Genomic DNA, 20,831 nt, shown 5'->3' on the forward strand with positions numbered 1-20,831 from the left:
GATGACGACGACCACCGATGTCCGGCTCTTCGCCTACCGCCAGGGCCCGTTGCGGACCGCACTGGCCGAGCTGACCCCGGGCAGCGACACCGACTCCACCACCTCGGCCCTGCCCCCGGCCCGGGCCCGCGGCAGCCGTGGGCGGCCCCTGCCGACCGGCACCCACCGGCTGCTGGCCGACGCACCGTACCCGCAACCACTGCCGGCCGACGCCCTCGCCACGCTGGGCCCCGGGGACCTGGCGGGCCACCTGCTGGTCTGCGCCCTCGGCCTGCAACGACGCGAGCCCTCGCACCACTTCAACGACCACCGGGCGATCGCCTCGGTGCGCAGCAAGTTCCCCGTGCACGCCTTCGTCCTGGCACCCGACGGATCCCGCGCCTACCTGGACATCTACCGGCACGCCCTGATCGACCTGCAGGACGACGCGGACGGCTCGGACAACGCGGACAACTCAGATGGTTCGGACAACGCGGACGACCGGGGCGACCTCGCGGAGCTGCTCCCCGCCCCGGGCGACCTCACCGTGGTGCTGGCCGCGCGCTACACCGACCTGCCAGTCGACTACGGGCGCCTGCGCTGCACGCTGAGCCTGCTGGAGCTGGGCATCAACCTGCGCGCCCTGCACACCGCTGCCGACCTGCTGGGCGTCCCGGTCCGGTTGCGCTCGGACGCCGCACTCACCCGCGCCGCCGGCCGGCTGCTGGAACACGGCGGTCCCGGGGCCTGGTCCCCGCCGCTGGTCGTCACCCTCGAAGGCGCCGGCCCGCTGCCGTCCAGCCGCCCGCTGCCGGGCACGGACGGGTTCGGGGACGCGGAGCAACACGCGTGGGAGTGCGGGCTGCTGCGCGAGCAGTCCGGCCAGGAGTTGGTCCGGGAGGCGGACGCGGTGACCGCACCGCTCGCCGCGCTCTCGTGCGGCGCGGGCGAACCCGTGCGCAGCGTACCGGACCTGGCGGGGCGTGAGCCGGCGGAGCACCGCCCTGCGGAGCGTGAGCCGGCGGGCCAGGATGCCGGCCCCGCGCGGCCCGACTGGGCCCGGACCCTGTGGAACCGGTCCGCCGGGCGGACCCGGGCCGGCCTGCTGGGGTTCTCCGCCCGACCCGCCGTGCTCGGTGCGGAGTTCCTGCGCGACACGCTCGCCTGGCTCGACCGGCCGGCGCCGGGCCCGCTGCTCCCCGAGGTGGGCCGCCGGGTGCTGACCCGCGTCGCACTGCAGCGAACGGCCGGGCTCCCCACCGGCCGCTACGCGGTGGCGCGCGGCCACGTGGAGTGCGAGCAGCAGGACTCCGACCTGATGCGGCGGTTCGCGGACGCCTTCGGCTACCCGCTGACGCCCGCCGTCGACTGCGGGCTGCGCCACGCGAACGCCGTGTGGGTCTTCGCCGCCGACCTTGACGGGATCCTGGCGGAGTTCGGGCCGGCCGGCTGGTCACTGCTCCAACTCTGGTGCGGCTGGGCCACCCACGGGCTGACCACCGCCGCCGCCGCGCACGGCCTGTTCGCCCGCCCGGCCCGATCCTTCGGCGAGTTCTGGCTGCAACGGACGCTCGACCTGCCTCGCTCGACGTTTCCGGTCTTCACCGTCATCTGCGGCCGCTCCCGGTTCAGCGAACCGGTGCTCGACCTGAGGGTCTGACGCGCCGCCGCCTACAGCCGGCTGGTCGGGTTCATTGCACGCGCACGCGCACGCCCACCCGTTCCCGCACCAGCACCGGCACCGGCGCGAACCGAAGGACCATGGCATCGGCTGTGCCGTACGTGAACGTCAACGGTGCCCGCCTCCCCGAGCAGGACAGCGGTGGCGAGGGCCCGGGTCGTGCTCCTCAGCCACGGCAACCTGGTGGATCGCGACACGTGAAAGCCTCCGGGGCCGGCCGGGCTCACCGGAGTCCGGCCGGCCCCGGGACCGGCCTCGGGCCCTGCTGCGTCGCCAGCGGCCAGCACTTGTGGTCCAACGTCGACTCCCACGGCGGCGCCGCACCCTGGCCCCAGTGCGTCATCGACGCCTTCCGACAGCTGAACATCACTACCTCGCAAGCCCTGACGGCTCCGGGATGCCAGCCGTTGCCGGCGCGAAGGGCGGCCGTGCGAGTTGGGAGATGACATCCCCAGTGCGGTGACCGAGAAGGTCCACCGGGCTGGCGCTGGCGGGCGGCGTGCCGGTTGGATGTCGCGAGACGTTTCAACTCGATGGAGCGAGGACCCGACACATGACCTCTGACGACCTGTTTGACGAGATCGCCACCGACCTCGCCGTACGCGGTGCCACCGCCGGAACGATGTTCGGCAAGCGCGGTCTCAAGGCCCGCGGCAAGGCATTCGCCTGCCTCAAGGGCGACCTGCTGGCTCTCCGGCTGGGTGACGGCACCCCCGGCCACGCCGAGGCCCTTGCCCTGCCCGGAGCCGAACTTTTCGATCCCTCCGGCAAGCACCGCCCATTCAAAGACTGGGTCGCCATCCCCGTCGCCCACGCCCATGCCTGGCCCCACTACGCCGAAACCGCGCTCGACAGCCTCGACGGCTGAAGGAGGGAGGCCAGTGGCAGAGCCGGTTAAGGTCCGCAGACTCACGGACCAAGAGGGCCAGCAGTTGCAGCGGATCGTGCGCCGGGGCAGTACGAACTCGGTGCGCTACCGGCGGGCGTGATGCTGCTGGCCTCGGCCGGCGGCAACAGGGTTCCGGTCATCGCCCGGCTGGTCCAGGCGGACGAGGACACGGTGCGTGAGGTGATCCACCGGTTCAACGAGATCGGCCTGGCCGCTCTGGACCCTCGGACCTCCGCGAGTTCAGGGAAACTGAAGGCTCTTCAGCGGGAACCCGCGGGTTGGATGCTGTGCTCTGCAGGGATCGACCCGTGAGTTGTCTCCGACTCACGGCGAGGCGTCCTGGTTTGTGGGCGTCGTCGCGCCGTTGAACCTCACCGCTGCGGAACGGGCTGAGCTGGAACGGCGGGTGAGTCGGCGGAAGTCGGCTCAGGATTTGGCGATGCCGGCTCGTGTGGTTCTGGCTTGCGGCCGGCTCGACGAGGGCGGGTCGACGTTCATGATGCCGGATTGAGCAGCTTCCAGTGGCCCTCGGAGACGACCTCGACGTCGCCGTCGGTCACCTTGATGGCGGTCTGAGCGTCGATGGCGTACGCCGGACCCTTGATCTTGGCGGCCCAGCGTTCCGCCGCGGCCATCGTGTTCTCCGGACAATCCGGGCTGTCGAGGTGCGGGAAGATGGAGAAATCGACGAGTCCCAGCGTGGTGTCGTCCCCGGTGGGTGGCTTCCAACCGACGAACTCCTCCCCGATGCGGGGAGTCAGCACCATGCTCCCGGCGCTGAGCCCTACGTAGACCGTGTCGCGCAGCGAGGGGAAGAGGTCGGCCAGTCCGGACTCCCGCATCCAGTGGCACAGGTAGAGCGCGTCGCCGCCGTTCACCAGCAGGGCGTCTGCTTCTCGGACCCAGGAGACCCAGCGTTCCTTGTCGATGCTGGGCAGTGCGGTGAGCTCCAGCACGCCCACCGACTTCCACCCCAACTCGGTCATGGGACTGGGGGACTGTCCGCTGATGAAACGCCATGGCCCACCCGGATCCCCGTACGGCCCCCCGTACCCTGCGGTGGGGATGCAGAGGGCGCTGGCCTCGGCGATCGGTTTGCCCAGAAGATCGACCAGCGCCGCCAGCACGCTTGCGTTCCTGACGCCGGAGTCGGTAAGGAGAAATTTCATCACGCCCCCACTCCCGGGTTCAGATCCTCAGCATTGATCATCCACCAATGCTGTCACGGCGTTCAACGATTCGGCGCTGGTTTCCAGGAGAGCGCGGGCGGAGTTCGCGTAGAGTGGGAGCTGCCGGGCGGGAAGCTGGAACTCGGCGAGGAGCCGCCGGACTGTGCCGCCCGCGAGGTGCAGGAGGAGAGCGGTTGGGAGGTCGAGGCCGGTCCGCTGCTCGATGTGTGGATGTACCGGCCGATCCCCGACCGCCACGTCTTCATCGTGGCCTACGGCTGCCAACGGCTCGGCGAGGACTGCGCGCCGGTGGTCAGCGCCGAGCACAAGGAGATCGGGCTCTTCCGGAAGGACAAGGTGGCCGACCTGGTGATGCCGCAGGGCTACAAGGACTCTGTGGCCCGCTGGTACGCGCACCTCGGTCTCGGCTGATCCGACACGGCAGCGCCCACCGACACCGCGCCTGCGTCGGCGAGCGCCGCGACACTCTGGCGCTGGGCCGCCCCGGAGGCCGAGCAGGTACTGGAGCGGCGCCGGCTCGGCGAGATCTTCAGGGCGGATCGCCGGACCGACTGTCGCGACCAGGAACGTGATCCGACGTACCCAGTCGGCGCCGCCCCGCCGCCCCGGCGCCGCCGCGGTCTGGCGGCGGTGCGGTATCGGCCAGCCGTGCCGCGGCGCCGCCGGCCTGACTCGCGGCGGCCGTCCGACCCACAACACGTCACCCGTCCCATGACACGGCACCTGACCCACACCGCGCACGTCAACCGCCGTCTCTCCTCAGCGACAGCAGCCGCGAAATGGCTCAGAGGTGTCTACCTGGTCGTATTTCGGCTGCGTTAGCGTCGCCTTTCCGAACACCGATGGGGAGGTCTCGTGCGCGCTCTCGTCTATCTGGGTCCAGGCTCCGCCGAACTGCAGGACAGGCCCGCCGCACGGGTCGCGCACGATGATGACGTCGTGGTGGAGATCGTCGGTACGGGGGTCTGCGGAACGGACCGCAAGATCCTGCTCGGGCGGTTCCCGGCCCGGCCGGGCGTGGTGCTGGGGCACGAGTCGGTGGGCGTGGTGCGGGGGACCGGGGCGAAGGTGCGCTCGGTCGCGGTGGGGGACCGGGTGGTGGTCAACCCGACGCTGTACTGCGGCTGGTGTGTCCCGTGCCGCCGCGGGGCGACCAACTTCTGCCGTCACAAGGCCGGGACCGAGGTCGGCGTCGATCGGGACGGCACGTACGCGGAGGCCGTGACCCTGCCGGAACGTTTCGTCGAACGGGTTCCCGCCGGGCTGCCCTTCCGCAGCGCGGTGCTGATCGAGCCGCTCGCCTGCGTCCTGAGCAACGTCCAGGCCGCCTCCCTCACCTTCGACGACACCGTGGTGGTGCTCGGCGCGGGCCCGATCGGCATGCTGACCGCACTGGTGGCCGCCCGCCGGGCGCGCCGGGTCACCGTCGCCGAGCCGGACGGCTACCGGCTGGAGCTGGCCCGCGAGCACTTCGCGCACGTGGTGGACGTGGCCGGAACGGACCCGGCCGAAGCCGTGCTGAAGACGTCGGGCGGCGAGCGTCCCTCCGTCGTCTTCGACACCACGGGCACCGGCCTGGACGCGGCGCTGCGGCTGATCGACGACGGCGGCCGGGTGGTGGTGATGGGCTTCGACGACACCTACACCGTGCCGCTGCGCCCGCTCCAGCTCACCAACCGGGGCATCCGGCTGATCGGTGCGGGGGACTACCGGGCCGACATCTTCCCGGTCGCCGTGGACCTGGCCGCCGAACTCGGCGCCCCTCAGCGACCCGACACCGGCAGCGGCACCGGCGGCGGCCTTGGCCCCGGCCCTGGCGCCGCCACCAGCACCAGCATCAGCACCAGCGCCAGCTCCGGCACCAGCTCCGGCTCGATCCTGGAGCGCCTGGTGACGCACGAGTTCCCGCTCGAGCGGTACGCGCAGGCGTTCACCGCGCTCGGCGGCCTCACCGGGGGCGACCGGGCCACCGGGGGCGAGGGCAGCGAACCGCCGCCGTGCTACGACGCGCTCAAGGTCGTCATCCGCTCGCACTCCGGCCCGGTCGGCGCCGACGGCTGGCCGGTGGAGGGGTGAGCGCGCCGCGCCTCGGCTCGATCGAGTCCGGCGGGACCAAGTTCGTCTGCCTGGTCGGCTCGGCCCCCGACCGCATCGAGGCCGAGACCCGGTTCCCGACCGGCGAACCGGGCCCCACCCTGGCCCGGGCCATCGCCTTCTTCCGGGAGACCACCGCGAGGACCGGACCGCTGGACGCGATCGGCATCGCCTCCTTCGGGCCCCTCGAACTGCGGCCGGGCCATGCCAAGTTCGGCCACCTCGCCGCCACCCCCAAACCCGGCTGGTCCGGCGTGGACGTCGCAGGACCGATCGCTGCCGCGCTCGGAGTACCGGTGGGCATCGAGACCGACGTCAACGGTGCGGCCCTCGGCGAGGGCCGCTGGGGCGCTGCACAGGGCTTGGACACCTACGTCTACCTCACCGTCGGCACCGGGATCGGCGGCGGCGCGGTGATCGGCGGCAAGGTGGTCAGTGGCCTGGTCCACACGGAGATGGGCCACCTCGCGGTGCCCCGGATCGCGGGCGACGCCTTTCCCGGCTCCTGCCCCTTCCACGGCGACTGCTGGGAGGGGCTGGCGGGGGGCGAGGCGATGGGCGCCCGCTGGGGAACCCCGGCCGAAGAACTGACCGGCGACGCACTGCGCAAGGCGCTGCGGCTGGAGGCGGGCTACCTGGCCGCGGGGCTGCGCAACATCGTCTACACGACCGCACCCCAGCGGATCGTGATCGGTGGCGGCGTCGCGGAACTCCCCGGGCTCTTCCCGCTGCTCCGCGCTGAACTGACCGCGGCACTGGGCGGATACCCCGGGCTGCCCGAGCACACAGCCGAGGACTTCGTGGTCCCGGCCCGGCTCGGCCGGCTCGCCGGACCGGCCGGCGGGCTGGTCCTGGCGGCGGGGGCGGCCGGGGCGGCCACCGCCGCACGGCCGCGGCCCGGCGCTGGGCCATCGGGGGGACCGGATGCATGAGGGCGGCCCCGGGCCGGGCAGGCTGGCCGGTGTGACGCGTCCCGATCCGGTGGGTCTCCTGGACCCGGCCACCCACGCCTGGCTGACCCGGCACGCCCTGCCCGGCGCCCTGGTGCACGAGACGGACCCGCTGCCCGGCGGGTTCACCAACGACATGGTCCTGCTCACCGCCCAGCCCCCCGACGCGCCGGGCGCGGAGCGCTACGTGCTGCGCCGCTACCGGCCCAGCGGCAGCAGGGTCCCGCGCAACACCTGTGCGGTGGAGATCGCCGTCCTCGGGCGGGCGGCGGCCCGTACCGTCCCGGTGACCGAGGTGGTCGCAGCCGATCCGCACGGCCGGGCCACCGGCCGCCCCACCCTGCTCTACCGGTTCGTGGACGGGACCCCGCTCAGCCGGGTGCTCGCGGACGGCCTGGTGAGCGGCGAGGCGCGGGCCCTGGGCCGGGCCGTCGGTGCGGTGCTGGCGCGGATCGGCCGGGCCGAGCTGCCCCGCCCGGGTGTCTTCGGTGACTCCTCGCTGGAACCGGCCCCGGACGGCGCGGGCCCGCTGGACGACCTGCCCGGGTTCGTCGAGCGCTGCCTGGTCACGGCGACCTCGGACGGACCGTTGAGCGCGACGGACTCCGCCGTACTGCGCGACCTGGCCCGCGGCGGGCCCCGGGCGCTGGCCGCCGTGGCGGGTGAACGGAGCCTGGTGCACGGCGACTTCAACCCGAAGAACGTCCTGGTCCGACGACGGGCCGGGCAGTGGGCGGTGGCCGCCGTGCTCGACTGGGAGCTGGCATTCAGCGGCTCTCCGCTCTTCGACGTCGGGAACATGCTGCGCTTCGCCCACGAGTACCCGCCCGCCTTCGCCGCGGGCTTCGTCGACGGCTTCCGGGGCGGGAACGGCCGGCTGCCCGGGGACTGGCTGCGGCTCAGCCGGACGCTGGACCTGTTCGCGCTCGCGGACATCCTCACCGCTCCGCCCGATCCCGCCTACTTCGCCCGCGCCCGCGCCGTGCTGCACCGGTCCACCGTCCACCGGTACTGACCGCGCCCACCGATACCGACCGCGGCCACCGTCCACCGGACCGCGGCCGGACGAGCGCACGCCACTGGTCCTCCCTCTTCCCATCAGGCCCGTGCGCCGCGTAATTCCCAGGAGACAACTGCTGTCCGTGCGGATCGCGGAAGTCTGGCCATAAGTGTCGAGTCAATGGCGGAGAGGTGGCATACGGCCGTCTTCTCAGCACCAGGAAAACCGGTTAGTCTGCCTGGGCCGAAGCGAAAGATCCTTGACCTGGGGAGGATTCCGCCGTGGAGAACGAAGGTTCGAAGAACGTCCTGACGACGCTTACGCCGACCGTTCGCTGCAACGGGACGCCCCCCACGCCCGCCCTGCGTGAAGGGCCGTACTACAAACCCGACACCCCTTTCAGGACCAGCTTCCGGGGCGATGAGGAGAGCGGCGTCCCGATGGTGCTGCACGGCACCGTGCGCACCCGCGAGGGCGAGCCGGTAGCGGGCGCCCTGCTCGACTTCTGGCAGGTCGGGGATGCCGGCGTCTACGACGACGACGGTTTTCGGCTGCGCGGCCACCAGTTCGCGGACGACCAGGGGCGGTGGCGGCTGGAGACGGTGCTGCCCGCGGTGTACCCGGGGCGGACGCGGCACGTACACGTGAAGGTGCAGCCGCCCGGCGGATCCGTGCTGACCACGATGCTGTATTTCCCCGGCGAACGCCGAAACCACCTCGACAAGTATTTCCGGCCGGAATGTCTGATGGATGTGCGGGAGACCGCCGAGGGTTGGGACGCCGAGTTCACCTTCGTCCTGGATGTGTGAACCCCCGCTGCCCGTAATCCCGGGGAGCCTGCCATACCGATGCTCGGAGATATCGGTATCCGCCGTCCGTCGTGTCCGGGGGACGGAAATCGACAGGAGTCACATGGCCGACCTCATGCGCGATCAGCCCGATACGAAGAGCGATGCCCAAAGTGACGCGCGAAGCGATGCTCGCAGCGACGTCCGCAGCGACGCCCTGAGCTATGCCCAGAAACACCTGTACTACCCGGTCAGTACGTACGACATGGACCACGGCGAGGGCATCCACCTGTACGACACCGACGGCAACGAGTACCTCGACTGCGCGTCCGGCACCTTCAACCTGAGCCTCGGCTACGGGCATCCCGAAGTGGTCAAGGCCATGCGCGACCAGGTGGAACGGCTGGTGCACACCACCTCGACCTTCCAGACCGCCCCCGTCAACGAGCTGGTCCGGCGGCTGGTCGAGGTCACCCCGCCGAACCTGACCAAGGTGCACCTCAAGGTGTCGGGCGGCTCCACCGCCAACGAGGGCGCGGTCAAGATGGCGCAGATCGCCACCGGCCGCCGCGACGTCGTCACCCTGTTCCGCAGCCACCACGGCCAGACCATGATGACGACCACCATGTCGGGCGAGTCGTTCCGCAAGGCTCCCTTCCCGCACCTGATGCCCGGCGTTCTCCAGGTCCCCGACCCCTACTGCCTGCGCTGCTTCTACCGCCAGGCGGGACCGGACAGTTGTGGCATGTTGTGCGTCGAGCGGATCAACGACTTCCTGGACCACGCCAGTTCCGGCAGCGTCGCCTGCGTGGTCGTCGAACCGGTCTCCGGGAGCGGGGGCAACATCGTGCCCCCCGACGGCTACTTGTCCGCGCTGCGCGCCCTGTGCGACGAACGGGGCATCGTCCTCATCTTCGACGAGATCCAGACCGGCATCGGCCGGGTCGGCCGGATGTTCGCCGCAGAACACTACGGGGTGCGGCCCGACATCCTGACGACCGCCAAGGGCCTCGGCGGCTCCGGCGCCCAGATCGCGGCCATCGTCGCCGACGAGCGGATGGCCGGACTCAGCGCCGACCACCATTCCTTCACCTACGGCGGCAACGTCCTCGCCGCCGCCGCGGCGGCCACCACCCTCGACGTGATCGGCCGCCCCGGCTTCCTGGAGAACGTCCGGGAGGTCGGCGCCCACGTCATGGAGCGGCTGCGCGCGCTGGCCGCCCTGCACCCCGCCGTCGTGGACGTGCGCGGCCTCGGCCTGATGATCGGGATCGAGATCGGCGACGACCGGGGCAACCCGCACAGCGAACGGGCCCAGGCCCTGGCCCGGCGCGGCATGGACCATGGCCTGATCCTGCGCACCTCCCGCTACGGCCGGGGCAACGTGATCAAGATCCGCCCGCCGCTGATCCTGACCCGCGCCGAGGCCGATCTGCTCTGCGACCGGCTCGAAGCCCTCTTCGCCGCCGAGGCCGCCGCATGACCGGTCCCGAGCGCGACAGCCCCCCGGGGGCCGCGGCTGTGCGGCAGTACGTGATCGGCCTCGCCCGTGCCGTCCGCGAGGCCGTTCTGGCCGCCCGGCACCGGGCCGGCAGCCGAGCGGTCCGAGGCCACTCACCGGGCGGCGACGCCCAGTTCGGCCTCGACGAGGTCGCGGAGGCGGCCGTCTGGCAGTACGTCGTCGACCACGATCTGCCGGTCGCCGTCTACTCCGAGGACCGGGGCCTGAAGTGCCACGGCACGGACCCGCCCCACCTGCTGGTCGTCGACCCGATCGACGGCACCCGGCCCGCTGTCGCCGGCCTGGAGTCGGCCACCGTCTCGGTCGCCGTCGCCCGCATGTCGCACCGCCCGCGCATCGCCGACGTCGAACACGCGCTGCTGATGGAACTGCGCACGGGCGCCTACCTCTACGGGGACCTGGCGACGCCCGGCATCACCGCGCACGGTTACGACCACCCGGTCCCGGCGCTGACCCGCACCACCGACCCCGCGCGGATGTTCTGGTCGCTGGAGTTCAACGGCCACCCGGCCCGCCTGATGACCGAGGCATACGGCCACCTCATCGACCGCTCGGCCAACACCGGCGGGGTCTTCGTCTTCAACAGCGCCACCTGGTCCATCTCCCGGCTGCTCACCGGCCAGCTCGACGCCTACGTGGACATCGGCAACCGGCTGCTCCGCGACGACCCGGCGCTGCTGCCCGAGTTCGAACGCGTCGGCAACGGCCGGGTCCTGCACCTGTTCCCGTACGACATCGCCGCGGCCGTCTTCCTCGCCGAGCGGGCCGGGGCGGTCATCACCGACGGCTACGGACAGCCGCTCGGCGGCACGGTCCTGACCGATCTGACCGTCAGCAACCAGCAGTCCTGCGTGGCGGCGGCCACCCCCGAACTCCACCGGGCCCTGCTGGCGGCCGTCCGATGGAAGGAGTGACGACCGTGCGCCCCCAGAACCCCCCGCCCACCGCAGCGGCCGGCCCCGCGACGGCGGCCGGCCCCGCGACGGCGTCCGGCCCCGCGACAGCGGACGATGCCGAGTTCCGGGCCCTGCTCGACCGGCTCTCCGACAAGGCCACCGCGGACTACTACAACCCGTTCACCACCTTCGACTGGCCGCCCGCGATCCCCACCGACGGGCTCTGGATGTCCCCCGAACTGCTCTCCGTCCACGGCACCGAGCTGTTCGACGAGCTGAGCCCGGCCCAGCTCCAGGCCCTGAGTCGGTGGGAGAGCGTCAACTTCTACAGCCTCAACGTGCACGGCATCCGCGAACTGCTCATCGAGGTCACCCGGCGCATCCACACGCCCGGCTTCGAGCTCCCCTCCGAGTTCTTCCACCACTTCATCGGTGAGGAGAACGACCACATGTGGTTCTTCGCCACCTTCTGCCTCAAGTACGCCGACAAGATCTACCCCGACAAGTCGGTCAAGCTGCCCGAGGCTCCGCGCGACCCGCACGTCGAGAACTTCCTGGTCTTCGCCAGGATCCTGATTTTCGAGCAGATCGTGGACCACTACAACGTCCAACTGGCCGCCGACCGCCGCCTGCACCCGACCGTCCGGCACATCAACCGGCTGCACCACCAGGACGAGTCCCGCCACATCGCCTTCGGCTGCCGGTTGGTGCACCTGCTGTGGCAGCGGCTCCTCGACAGCGACCTGGCCGAGCAGGCCCGGCTCGACCTGCGCAGCTACCTCGGCCGCTACCTCACCACCAGCATGGAGTCCTTCTACAACCCGGCCGTCTACCGGGACGCGGGCCTCACCGACGGCTATGCGCTGCGCCGGCGGCTGCTCGCCCACCCCGCCCGGCAGGCCGCACACGCCAAGGTCCTGCACAAGACCACCGACTTCCTCCACCGGATCGGGGTGTTCGATGCCCGTCAGTGACCCCACGGCCACCGGGAACACCTGGTGGGTCCGGGACGGACTGGCCACCCTCGACGAACCCGCCGTCCTGCTGAAGGACGCACTCGACGCGGTGTTCACCCGCTGGGGCGCCGAGGCCGGAGCCCGGCAGCAGAGCTACCCGCCGCTGCTCAGGGCCGAGGACCTGCGCACCCTCGACTACTTCCGCAACTTCCCGCACCTGGGCAGCCCGGTCACCCGGATCCGCCCCGACCGGCTGGCCGCCCTCGCCGCGGACCCGCCCGGGGCCACCGCCCTGCCGGCGGTCGACCTGGCCGACGCCACCCACCTGCTGCCCTCCGCGGCCTGCTACGGCTGCCTCCTGCACCTCACCGGCACCAGCGCGGACACCCCCGTCCTGATCACCACCGTCGCGCAGTGCTTCCGCAACGAGGAGCACCACGACGGGCTGCGCAGGCTCTGGGGGTTCACCATGCGCGAGATCGTGTGCGTCGGCTCAGCCGAAGCCGTACGGGCCCACCTCGCCCGGCACCAGGAGCGGATCGCCGCCTTCGGCGCGGCCCTCGGCCTGCCCCTGGACCGGCAGCCCGCCACCGACCCCTTCTTCGAGAAGGACGGCGCCCGCACCGTCATGCAGCTGCTCGCCCCGGTCAAGGACGAGTACCTGCACACCGACGGCACCGCCGTCGCCTCCACCAACAACCACCGCAACTTCTTCGGCGAGCGCCGCGCCATCCGCCACGCGGGCCGCCCGGCCTTCACCGGCTGCGTCGCCTTCGGCCTGGAGCGCTGGGTGCACGCCCTCGGCGACCGCTTCGAGGGGGACCTGGCGGCTGCGCACCGCGCGGTACGGCAGGCGGGAGAGCGCTCGTGACCCGGCTGGCGGCTCGGCTGGGCCTCGAACTGCCCCTGCTGCAGGCCGGGATGGGCGCCATAGCCGGGCCCGCGCTGTGCGCCGCGGTGTCGCGGGCCGGAGCGGGCGGCACTCTCGCGCTGTACAAGGAACCGCCCGCGCGGGCCGCCCGGCTGGTCCGGGAGGTGGCGGCCGCCACCTCCCGCCCGTTCGGGGTGAACGTGGTTCCCGAGGTCACCGGCCCGGCCGGCTGCCTGGGCCAGCTCCGGGCGGTCATGCCCGAACTGCCCCGGGGCGGCTTCGTCACCTCCTTCGGGCTGCCCGATGCCGACGCGGCCCGGGCCGTGCGGAGCGCCGGACACCCGCTGGTCGTCCAGGTCGGCACCCTCGAGGACGCCGGCACGGCCCTCGCACTGGGCGCGGCCGTCCTCGTCCTCCAAGGCACCGACGCCGGCGGCCACCTGCTCGGCCGGCTGCCCGTGGACGCCCTGCTGGCCGGCGTCCGCACCCGCCACCCGCACGCCGTCCTCGCCGTCGCGGGCGGGATCGCCACGGGGAGGGATCTCGCGGACGCCGTGGCGCGCGGCGCAGACGGGGCCATGGCCGGGACCCTGTTCGTTCCGGCCGCGGAATCCACCGCGCACCCGGAGTTCAAACGGCGGGTGGTCGAGGCCGGAGCCGATGACACCGTCATCACCTCCCTCTTCGACATCGGCTGGCCGCACCGCCCGCACCGCGTCCTGCGCAACTCCCTCACCGACACCGAGGACCGCGCCCCGGCCACCTTCATCGCCACCACCCGGGTGGGCGGGCGGGACTACCCGGTACCGCGCTACAGCGCGGCGGCTCCGGGGGACGGCACCACCGGCCGCATCGAGGAGATGGCCATGTACTGCGGCCGGTCCTGCACCCGCGTCACCGCCCTGCACCCGGCCGCCGCCACCGTCGCCCGGGTCCGCCAGGAGTACGAGAGCGTGCGGCAGACCGGCGCAGGCCCCCCGAATGCCACCTGAGGTGTGCGCACGAGCACGACCGAAGAGCTGCACCGGATCCAGGAGAGGTGACCATGGACGACGCCGTCAAACCGGTCGTGGACTGGCTGCTCGAACGCAACCCCACCGTCGAGGAGATCCCGGAGGACCTCGACCTGATCGAGAACCGGCTGATCGACTCGCTCGGCTTCATGGAGTTCGTCCTGCTGCTGGAGGACCTGATCGGCCGGGAACTGCGGCTCGATCAGATCGACGTGGACCAGTTCCGCACCCTGCGTTCCCTCACGGACCACTTCCTGAAGGGGTGAGCAGCCCATGGCGCAGGCTCCGCCGCCGCCCGGACCCGGCCGGGTCACCTCCCTGCACCTCGCCGCGCGCCCCGGCGAGCCCACCGTCCGCGTCGCGCAGGCCCGTGCAGTGACCGGCCGCGGCCTGGCAGGGGACCGCAACTACTGGGCGGGCGAGGGCCCCCGGCCCCGGCGCCGGGGGACCGGCCGGGCATCCGGGGTCTGCGACGTCACCCTCATCGAGGCGGAGGCCCTCGACGCCCTGGCCCGTGAACACGGCATCACGCTCACCTCCGCCGAGTGCCGCCGCAACCTCGTCTGTCGCGGCATCCGGCTCAACCCGCTGGTGGACCAGGAGTTCCAGGTCGGCGGGGTGACCCTGCGCGGCCTCAGACTCAGCGAACCCTGCGCCCGGCTCGAACAGTTGGTCCGCCCCGGCCTGATCCGCGGCCTGCTGCACCGCGGCGGGCTGCGGGCCGAGGTGGTCCGCGGTGGGACGATCCGGGTCGGCGACCCGATCCTCCGGTTGCCGCACGACGCGCGGCCGATCCCGCCACCCGCTCCGGCCGACCGTCCTCATCCCGTCCGTCTCCGCACCACGCCTCCATGACCCGGAGGCGCGTTCGCCGAAGGCAGGCGGCCGAAAGGCTGCTCGTCCGCACCGGTCTCCCGGTGAACCGTGGGGGAGCCCGCAGCCCGGCGCACAGCTGCCGGGAACAGTCCGCAAGCGTCCATGTCCGTGGATCCGGACGGTTCGCCCGCGCGCCGCGCGGGCTGTCCGGACCGCGGCCCTGCAGGCAGGAAGACAGCATGGCGATCGAAGGCACCGCCCCCGGGCGGGAGCGCAGCACGGCACCGGAGTTCGGCCCGGACGCCCCGTCGGCCAAAGCCGTGGAGCGCGCGGAACGGGCGGGCGAGGAGCTCGCCGCGGCGGGGACTCCCGTCTCGCTCCGCCTGCTGGAGTGGGGCTTCGCCCTCCGCCTCGACCAGCGGGCCACCGACCGCCTCGCCCCCTTGGACGGCACCGGGCCCGTCAGCGGCTTCCACGGCCTGCTGTCCGAGGTGCTCGCCGGATCCCTGCCCGAAGCCATGGCCGAAGCCGTCGGCGCGGAACTCCTCGGACGCGCCGAACGGATCCGGTCGGCCGCCCGGGGCGCCGGGTGCGAACTGCTCTCGCCGTGGGCCGCGCCCACCCTCCTCGCCCCCATGGCCCTCGACGCGCCGCCGCACCGGACGGGCCTGTGGTTCAGCGTCTTCGAACCGGGCGCGGGCTGGGGACCCGAGGCGCCGTTCACGGCCCGCTACGCCTCCGAAACCCCCGCCCTGGCCGTCTTCCGCGATGACCTGTACTGCGTCTACCAGGGCCGGGGCGATGACCCCGACCTGTGGTGGAGCGCGCACCGCGCAGACGGCAGCTGGTCCGAGGACCAGCCGTTCCCCGCCCACCACACCCTGGGCAGCCCGGCCCTGGCCGTGTTCCAGGACCGGCTGTACTGCGCGCACCGCCGCGGCTCGGGCGACTGGAGCATCGCGCTGACCTCGTACGACGGTCGTACCTGGGAGCCGGACCAGCCGGTCCCGCACGCCGAGAGCGTCTACGGCCCGGCGCTGGCCGTCTTCCGCGACGCTCTCCACCTCGCCTACGCCGACGCCGCCCAGCGGATCATGGTCACCACCAGCCGGGACGGCCGCAGCTGGACCGCCCCCGAACCCGTCCCCGGCTGCGCCACCACGAGGTCCCCGGCGCTCGCCGTGTACGACGGCGCCCTCCACCTGCTGCACGGCAACCCCAAGGACGGCGCGATCCACTGGAGCCGGCTGCGCGACACCACCTGGACACCCGAGGGCGCGCTGCCCGGACACCGGACCCGCAGCAACATCGGCCTCGCCGTCTTCGACGGCAAACTGATGTGCGTCCACCGCGACCCCGCCCGCCAGCAGCTCTGGTGGTCGGCCTTCGACGGCGCGGCGTGGAGCAGGGACACCGAGATGCCGGGGCACAACAGCAAGTACGGTCCGGCCCTGGCCGTGCACCGCAACCGCACCGGCACCCACGACCAACTCCTGTGCGTCCACCGCGGCCACGCCCAGCGGTTCGTCACCGCGGCCGGGCAGGTGCTGACCGACGAGGACCCGGCCGGGCTGCACGACCTCGACGACCCGGGCTCCGCCGCCGACTGAGACGGTGCGCGCGCTCGGGGTCAGACCGGGTGACCGGGACGCCGGCCATGCCGTGGGTGGCACCCGTCCGGCGTAGTCGGCCACCCGGGTGGGGGCTCTCCGGTCGTGCGAGGGGGGTGACTCGGGTCTGCTGCGGTGGAGGGGTCCGACGCCCGGGTCCCGACGGTTGAACTGCCGCCCCTCCCGCTGGAAGAGAGCCACCGCCCATGTCGTCGACCGACTCGGGGCCGCCCGACCAGCCGAGCGAGGGGGAACTGGGTGAGATGCGCCGCCGCATCGCCCAGTTGGAGGCTGCGGCCGGGCCCCGCGAGCAGCACCACCGGCTGCGGACGGCCGGCTCGACCGTGTTGATCGTCGTCGCGTCCGTGCTGTCACTGCTCGCGGTGATCGCGGTGTGGACGCACGACGTGGTCAGCGACACGGACCGGTTCGTGGCCGCCCTCGCGCCGCTGGCCCACAACCCCGATGTGCAGGGCGCGGCGGCCGACCGCATCACCAACGGCGTGGTGCAGCAGATCGACGTCTCCGGGGTGGTGAACCAGCTCTCCTCGGCCGCCGCCGCCCAGGGGGTGCCGCCGCAACTGGCCCAGCTGGTCAACGGCCTGAGCGGCCCGCTCACCAGCGCGCTGACCGACCTCGTCCACGGCGCCGCCGAGCGGGTGGTGACCAGCGACGCTTTCGCGACCGTGTGGGAGCAGGCGCTGCGCACCGGCCACGCCACGATGGACAAGGCGCTGACGGGGCAGGGCGGCGCCGCGGTGCAGCTGACGAACGACGAGGTGACCCTCGACATCGCACCGGCCGTGCAGCAGGTGAAGGCCCAACTGGTCGATGCCGGCTTCGCACCGGCCGCCAGGATCCCGGACGTCCACACCGACTTCGTGATCTTCTCCTCTCCCGACCTCGCCAAGATCAGGAGCGCCTTCCGGCTCCTGGAGATCCTGGGCAACTGGCTGCCCGTCATCGCGGTGCTCCTCGCCGCGGCGGGGGTGCTCACCGCGGTCGGTCGGCGCCGGGCGCTGATCGGGGCGGCCCTCGGGATCGCGGCGGCGATGCTGCTGCTCGGCATCGCACTGGCCGTCTTCCGCTCCTACTTCCTCGACCATCTGCCGTCGGACGCCTCACCCGCGGCGGCCGGGGCGGTCTTCGACGCCTTGGTGGTGTTCCTGCGCCAGGCGGTGCGCGCGGTGGGCGTGCTCGCTGTCCTGGTCGCGCTCGGGGCCTTCCTCTCGGGTCCCTCCCGTGTCGCAGCGGCCACGCGCCGCATCGCCGGCAGCGGCATGGCCGGTGCGCGTTCGGCGGCGGACTCCGTGGGTTTCCGTGCCGGGCCGGTGGAGCCGTTCGTGCACAGGTGGAAGCGGTGGATCGGGGTCGCGATCCTGCTCGTCGCCGCCGTCGTCTTCGTGTTCTGGGCCCATCCGACGGCCATGGTCGTCTTCTGGTTCGCGGTGGTGGTGCTGGCTGCCTTCGCCGTCCGTGAGTTCCTCGCCCCGCGCGCCTCGGCATAGCCGGTGGTCGAGCCGGGGCTGTGCTGCGGCAGTCGGGTCGCCTGCAGTGGTGCCGGGGCGGCTCCGTCAGTGGCTCAACCCGGCCTTGGCCGCCACGATCACCAGCCCGAGCACCAGGTTGACCGCGGCCTCCAGGGCAGCGCTGCGACGTGACGCACTGGCGTGCAGGGCGCCGAGGTAGGCCCAGGCGACCTGCTGCGCCACGGCGACCGCCAGGGCGAGCCAGCCGGTGGCGGTGAGGCCCAGGCCCAGGAGCGGACTGACGGCCACCACGGCCGCCGGCAGCACGGCCGCCTCGGTGATCGACCACTCGACCCGTCCGACGTCACGCACCTGCGGCCAGTCGATGCGACGGCCCACCGACCGCTCACCCGCCAGGCGCGCATAGACGTGGGCGACCCAGAAGACGAGCCCGGTGACGAGCAGCAGCACGACGGTCTCGAAGCGGGGGAACTTGCCGGCCGTGCTCGACGCGGCGATCACGGACGCGGCCAGCAGGGATCCGTAGACGGCGCCCGCGTAGTCGGTGCGGGAGACCGCACGGTCGCCCCGGCGGGCTCTGCGCAGCCACGGGATGATGTGCGTCACCGGCTCACCGTACAGACGCCCGGGCGGTCGGCCGGGTGCGCCACGCCTGCCGGGCACCGGCTCAGGGAGCGCCCGTACGTGCTCCGACGAGGCCGCCCGTCCGGCCATCGGGGCGACCGTTGCGCCCCGATGAGCGGCCGGAGGCTCAGACCTCGCGGTCCCCGTCGACCATGCCGGCGCAGAGCGCCCAGATGACGAAGATGTCGATGGCGATCAGCACGATCGCCCAGAACGGGTAGTAGGGCAGCCACAGGAAGTTGGCGACCATGGCGAGACCGGCGAGGAGGACACCCACGACGCGTGCCCACACGGCGCCGCTGAAGAGGGCCACGCCCGCGATGACGACGAGGACACCCAGGATCAGGTGCACCCAGCCCCAGCCCGTGGTGTTGAAGCTGTACGAGTAGTGGCGCGTGACGACGACCAGGTCGTCCTTGGCGATGGCGGCGATCCCTTCGAACACCGACATCGCGCCACCGAAGACCATCATCGCCGCGGCGAAGAAGGTCCAGCCGGTCGCGAACGGCCGCCGGGTTGTCACGGCGCCTCTCGGCGCCCCACTCGTGTTGCTGGCCATGTCTAGCTCCTTCGGAGGGTCTGCTGCCGGTCGGCGGCAGGTGGAGCACTCCTCTTCCAGGCTTGCACAGCGGGATCGGGCCAGCGCGTCGACCGGTCGGCGCCGGGCTCGCAGGCGCGGCCGTCCCTCGCGAACGCCTCCGCCGCCGGTGGACGGGAGGGCCGAAGCGGCCCGGGTCAGGCCGTGGGGGAGGCCGAGCCCGTCTGGGAGGCCGGGATCCGCCTGGTGAAGAACAGGGCGAGCAGAGCGGTGAGGGCGAGGACGCCGAGCGCCGCACGCAGGCCGGCGATCCTTGCCTCGCTGTTCGCGTCGATCGCGGCCTGCGCCACCTCCGGACTGGTGCCGGCCTTGTCGAGGGCGCTGCGGAGCTGGGGGTCGGACAGGAACGGGATGCCGCTCTCGAGCTTGACGGTGGCGCTGCTCACGACCTCGGGAGGCAGGCTCTGGTTCTGCTCGATGCTGGTCTGGAACGAGGCGCTCAGGGTGGCGATGAGGATCGAGCCGGCCAGTGCTGTTCCGATGGAGGCACCGAGGTTGGTGACGGCGTTCTGCACGCCGCCGACCTCCGCGCTCTTCTCGTCCGGTACGGCGGAGACGGTGACCGCGCCGAGCTGGGAGGCCAGTGCCCCCACACCGAGGCCGATCAGCAGGAGCGGCACGGTGACGACGTCCGCTCCCGCTCCGGAGTCGAGCGCCGCCAGGAGGACCACGGCTCCGGCGAACAGGGCCAGGATGCCCAGGCGGACGACCCGGCGCGGTGAGGCCTTCGGGCGCAGCCGGGGGATCAGGATCGCGGCGGCCAGCAGGGTCAGCGAGAGCGGCAGCAGCCGGGCGCCGGTCGCCAGAGCGGACAGGCCCAGGGCGATGGACAGGTAGAGCGGGACCAGGAAGAAGACGCCCATCTGGACGAGGTACTGGAAGAAGAACATCGTCAGCCCGCCGGTGAGCTGCCGGTTGCGCAGCAGGGCGGGATCCAGGATCGGCTCCTGGTGCCGCTGCACCAGGCGGTCCTCCCAGGACAGGAAGACCCGGACGAGGAGCAGGCCGGCCAGCATGAGCCAGACCACGAGCGAGACGCCGAGCCAGGCGGGTGCGCCGGGCTTGGGCAGGAACCAGCCCCATTCACTGGACCGCAGGACGCCGTAGACGAAGCTCCCGAGGCCGGCGGCGGACAGCACGGCACCGACGAGGTCGATGTGGTGACCGGTCTCGGTGGGAGCGTCGGCGAGGCGGCGGGCGAAGGCGAGGACGGCGAGCACGCCGACGACCTCGCCGGCGAACACCCAGCGCCAGGAGAAGTAGGTGGTGGCGATGCCGCCGATGATCGGGCCGACGGCGATCGCGACGGCACTCGCGGCGGCGACCAGCCCGTAGGCGGCGGGCCGGCGCTCGGACGCGAAGTTGCCGGCCACCAGCGCGACGATCGCCGGCAGGATCAGCGCCGCTCCGATGCCCTCGAGAAGGGACCAGCCGATCAGCAGCACGGTGAGGTTGGGGGCGAGCGCGGTGGTGAAGGAGCCGCAGCCGTAGATGCAGCAGCCGATCATGAACGCGCGCTTGCGGCCGATGAGCACGCCGACCTTGCCGCCGGGAATCATGAACATCGCCATGACGAGCGTGTAGGCGGTGATCGCACCCTGGATCCCGGTCACGGTGGTACCGACGTCCTTGGCCACCGACGCGATCGAGACGTTCATGACGGAGCTGTCCAGCGCCATCAGGAACTGCCCGGCGGCAAGAGTCAGCAGGACGGAGCCCGACGTGGCCGGGCTTCTCGCGGCTTCCGATGGCATGGGCGCATCCTGCCAGCCGCTCCCGTTCGATGCCGCCAGACCCGCCCGGGGCTCGACCGGTTGGGGCAAACCGGACGGGAAGGGGCCCGCTGGGCACGCTGACGGCCGTG

General features: G+C 72.5%; 20 protein-coding genes and 1 pseudogene. 17 read left to right on the forward strand and 4 right to left on the reverse strand.

Features of this window, described 5'->3' with window-relative positions:
- Position 1: 1 nt before the first annotated feature.
- From OG500_RS35150 to OG500_RS35160, 3 genes and pseudogenes are all read left to right on the forward strand, one after another.
- On the forward strand, positions 2–1,639 hold the full coding sequence (locus OG500_RS35150; protein ID WP_329586312.1) for a hypothetical protein: 1,638 nt from the start codon (positions 2–4) through the stop codon (positions 1,637–1,639).
- Positions 1,640–2,213: 574 nt separating this feature from the next.
- Complete coding sequence (locus OG500_RS35155) at positions 2,214–2,528, forward strand: hypothetical protein (protein ID WP_329586315.1); 315 nt, start codon at positions 2,214–2,216, stop codon at positions 2,526–2,528.
- Positions 2,529–2,541: 13 nt separating this feature from the next.
- Positions 2,542–2,778: pseudogene (locus tag OG500_RS35160) on the forward strand (helix-turn-helix domain-containing protein); the annotation flags it as partial.
- Between the two features lie 265 nt (positions 2,779–3,043).
- Here OG500_RS35160 and OG500_RS35165 read toward each other — a convergent pair.
- Complete coding sequence (locus tag OG500_RS35165) at positions 3,044–3,718, reverse strand: Type 1 glutamine amidotransferase-like domain-containing protein (protein WP_329587911.1); 675 nt, start codon at positions 3,716–3,718, stop codon at positions 3,044–3,046.
- A gap of 33 nt (positions 3,719–3,751) precedes the next feature.
- On the opposite strand from OG500_RS35165, the gene OG500_RS35170 reads away from it, so the two are divergent.
- The 14 genes from OG500_RS35170 (at position 3,752) to OG500_RS35235 (ending at position 17,763) form a co-directional block, all read left to right on the forward strand.
- On the forward strand, positions 3,752–4,150 hold the full coding sequence (locus tag OG500_RS35170; RefSeq protein ID WP_329586318.1) for an NUDIX hydrolase: 399 nt from the start codon (positions 3,752–3,754) through the stop codon (positions 4,148–4,150).
- 444 nt (positions 4,151–4,594) lie between these two features.
- On the forward strand, positions 4,595–5,815 hold the full coding sequence (locus OG500_RS35175; RefSeq protein ID WP_329586321.1) for a zinc-dependent alcohol dehydrogenase: 1,221 nt from the start codon (positions 4,595–4,597) through the stop codon (positions 5,813–5,815).
- Positions 5,812–6,765, forward strand: a complete 954-nt coding sequence (locus tag OG500_RS35180) for an ROK family protein (protein WP_329586323.1) — start codon at positions 5,812–5,814, stop codon at positions 6,763–6,765. The genes OG500_RS35175 and OG500_RS35180 overlap by 4 nt, the downstream gene beginning before the upstream one ends.
- 31 nt (positions 6,766–6,796) lie before the next feature.
- Entirely contained in the window at positions 6,797–7,798 is a 1,002-nt protein-coding gene (locus OG500_RS35185) for a phosphotransferase family protein (RefSeq protein WP_329586326.1), read from the forward strand.
- Between the two features lie 266 nt (positions 7,799–8,064).
- Positions 8,065–8,592 carry a dioxygenase family protein gene (locus OG500_RS35190; protein ID WP_327070901.1) on the forward strand — a complete coding sequence of 176 codons (528 nt, stop codon included), beginning with the start codon at positions 8,065–8,067 and terminating at the stop codon, positions 8,590–8,592.
- A gap of 103 nt (positions 8,593–8,695) precedes the next feature.
- Positions 8,696–10,054, forward strand: coding sequence for an aspartate aminotransferase family protein (locus OG500_RS35195; protein WP_329586331.1), 1,359 nt, complete (start codon positions 8,696–8,698; stop codon positions 10,052–10,054).
- Positions 10,051–11,007 carry an inositol monophosphatase family protein gene (locus tag OG500_RS35200; protein ID WP_329586334.1) on the forward strand — a complete coding sequence of 319 codons (957 nt, stop codon included), beginning with the start codon at positions 10,051–10,053 and terminating at the stop codon, positions 11,005–11,007. The genes OG500_RS35195 and OG500_RS35200 overlap by 4 nt, the downstream gene beginning before the upstream one ends.
- Before the next feature lie 5 nt (positions 11,008–11,012).
- Positions 11,013–11,963, forward strand: a complete 951-nt coding sequence (locus OG500_RS35205; RefSeq protein WP_329586337.1) for a diiron oxygenase — start codon at positions 11,013–11,015, stop codon at positions 11,961–11,963.
- The gene (locus tag OG500_RS35210; RefSeq protein WP_327070905.1) at positions 11,950–12,816 is read left to right on the forward strand and encodes a hypothetical protein; all 867 of its coding nucleotides are present in this window, start codon (positions 11,950–11,952) and stop codon (positions 12,814–12,816) included. The genes OG500_RS35205 and OG500_RS35210 overlap by 14 nt, the downstream gene beginning before the upstream one ends.
- The gene (locus OG500_RS35215; RefSeq protein WP_327070906.1) at positions 12,813–13,808 is read left to right on the forward strand and encodes an NAD(P)H-dependent flavin oxidoreductase; all 996 of its coding nucleotides are present in this window, start codon (positions 12,813–12,815) and stop codon (positions 13,806–13,808) included. Before OG500_RS35210 ends, OG500_RS35215 begins: the two co-directional genes overlap by 4 nt.
- A gap of 53 nt (positions 13,809–13,861) precedes the next feature.
- The gene (locus tag OG500_RS35220) at positions 13,862–14,095 is read left to right on the forward strand and encodes an acyl carrier protein (protein ID WP_327070907.1); all 234 of its coding nucleotides are present in this window, start codon (positions 13,862–13,864) and stop codon (positions 14,093–14,095) included.
- A gap of 7 nt (positions 14,096–14,102) precedes the next feature.
- A complete protein-coding gene (locus tag OG500_RS35225; RefSeq protein ID WP_327070908.1) occupies positions 14,103–14,684 on the forward strand; it encodes an MOSC domain-containing protein in 582 nt (193 codons plus the stop codon).
- Positions 14,685–14,884: 200 nt separating this feature from the next.
- On the forward strand, positions 14,885–16,255 hold the full coding sequence (locus OG500_RS35230) for a hypothetical protein (protein ID WP_329586343.1): 1,371 nt from the start codon (positions 14,885–14,887) through the stop codon (positions 16,253–16,255).
- Between the two features lie 206 nt (positions 16,256–16,461).
- Entirely contained in the window at positions 16,462–17,763 is a 1,302-nt protein-coding gene (locus OG500_RS35235) for a hypothetical protein (RefSeq protein WP_329586347.1), read from the forward strand.
- Positions 17,764–17,829: 66 nt separating this feature from the next.
- Here the strand turns inward: OG500_RS35235 and OG500_RS35240 are convergent, their stop codons facing one another.
- The 3 genes from OG500_RS35240 to OG500_RS35250 form a co-directional block, all read right to left on the reverse strand.
- Positions 17,830–18,351, reverse strand: a complete 522-nt coding sequence (locus OG500_RS35240; protein ID WP_329586350.1) for a hypothetical protein — start codon at positions 18,349–18,351, stop codon at positions 17,830–17,832.
- 145 nt (positions 18,352–18,496) lie between these two features.
- On the reverse strand, positions 18,497–18,928 hold the full coding sequence (locus OG500_RS35245; protein ID WP_327070912.1) for a DUF7144 family membrane protein: 432 nt from the start codon (positions 18,926–18,928) through the stop codon (positions 18,497–18,499).
- A 176-nt stretch (positions 18,929–19,104) separates the two neighbouring features.
- Positions 19,105–20,721, reverse strand: coding sequence for an MFS transporter (locus OG500_RS35250; RefSeq protein WP_327070913.1), 1,617 nt, complete (start codon positions 20,719–20,721; stop codon positions 19,105–19,107).
- Between the last annotated feature and the right edge of the window lie 110 nt (positions 20,722–20,831).

The sequence above is a fragment of the Kitasatospora sp. NBC_01250 genome (assembly GCF_036226465.1).
In the GTDB taxonomy this organism is placed as follows: Bacteria; Actinomycetota; Actinomycetes; order Streptomycetales; family Streptomycetaceae; genus Kitasatospora.

Bases quoted from the DNA above. Each gene is read 5' to 3' on its own strand.
- OG500_RS35235 (WP_329586347.1), top strand. From the start codon at position 16,462: ATGTCGTCGACCGACTCGGGGCCGCCCGACCAGCCGAGCGAGGGGGAA.
- OG500_RS35165 (WP_329587911.1), bottom strand. From the start codon at position 3,718: ATGAAATTTCTCCTTACCGACTCCGGCGTCAGGAACGCAAGCGTGCTG.
- OG500_RS35195 (WP_329586331.1), top strand. From the start codon at position 8,696: ATGGCCGACCTCATGCGCGATCAGCCCGATACGAAGAGCGATGCCCAA.
- OG500_RS35200 (WP_329586334.1), top strand. From the start codon at position 10,051: ATGACCGGTCCCGAGCGCGACAGCCCCCCGGGGGCCGCGGCTGTGCGG.
- OG500_RS35220 (WP_327070907.1), top strand. From the start codon at position 13,862: ATGGACGACGCCGTCAAACCGGTCGTGGACTGGCTGCTCGAACGCAAC.
- OG500_RS35225 (WP_327070908.1), top strand. From the start codon at position 14,103: ATGGCGCAGGCTCCGCCGCCGCCCGGACCCGGCCGGGTCACCTCCCTG.
- OG500_RS35245 (WP_327070912.1), bottom strand. From the start codon at position 18,928: ATGGCCAGCAACACGAGTGGGGCGCCGAGAGGCGCCGTGACAACCCGG.
- OG500_RS35150 (WP_329586312.1), top strand. From the start codon at position 2: ATGACGACGACCACCGATGTCCGGCTCTTCGCCTACCGCCAGGGCCCG.
- OG500_RS35250 (WP_327070913.1), bottom strand. From the start codon at position 20,721: ATGCCATCGGAAGCCGCGAGAAGCCCGGCCACGTCGGGCTCCGTCCTG.
- OG500_RS35230 (WP_329586343.1), top strand. From the start codon at position 14,885: ATGGCGATCGAAGGCACCGCCCCCGGGCGGGAGCGCAGCACGGCACCG.
- OG500_RS35210 (WP_327070905.1), top strand. From the start codon at position 11,950: ATGCCCGTCAGTGACCCCACGGCCACCGGGAACACCTGGTGGGTCCGG.
- OG500_RS35155 (WP_329586315.1), top strand. From the start codon at position 2,214: ATGACCTCTGACGACCTGTTTGACGAGATCGCCACCGACCTCGCCGTA.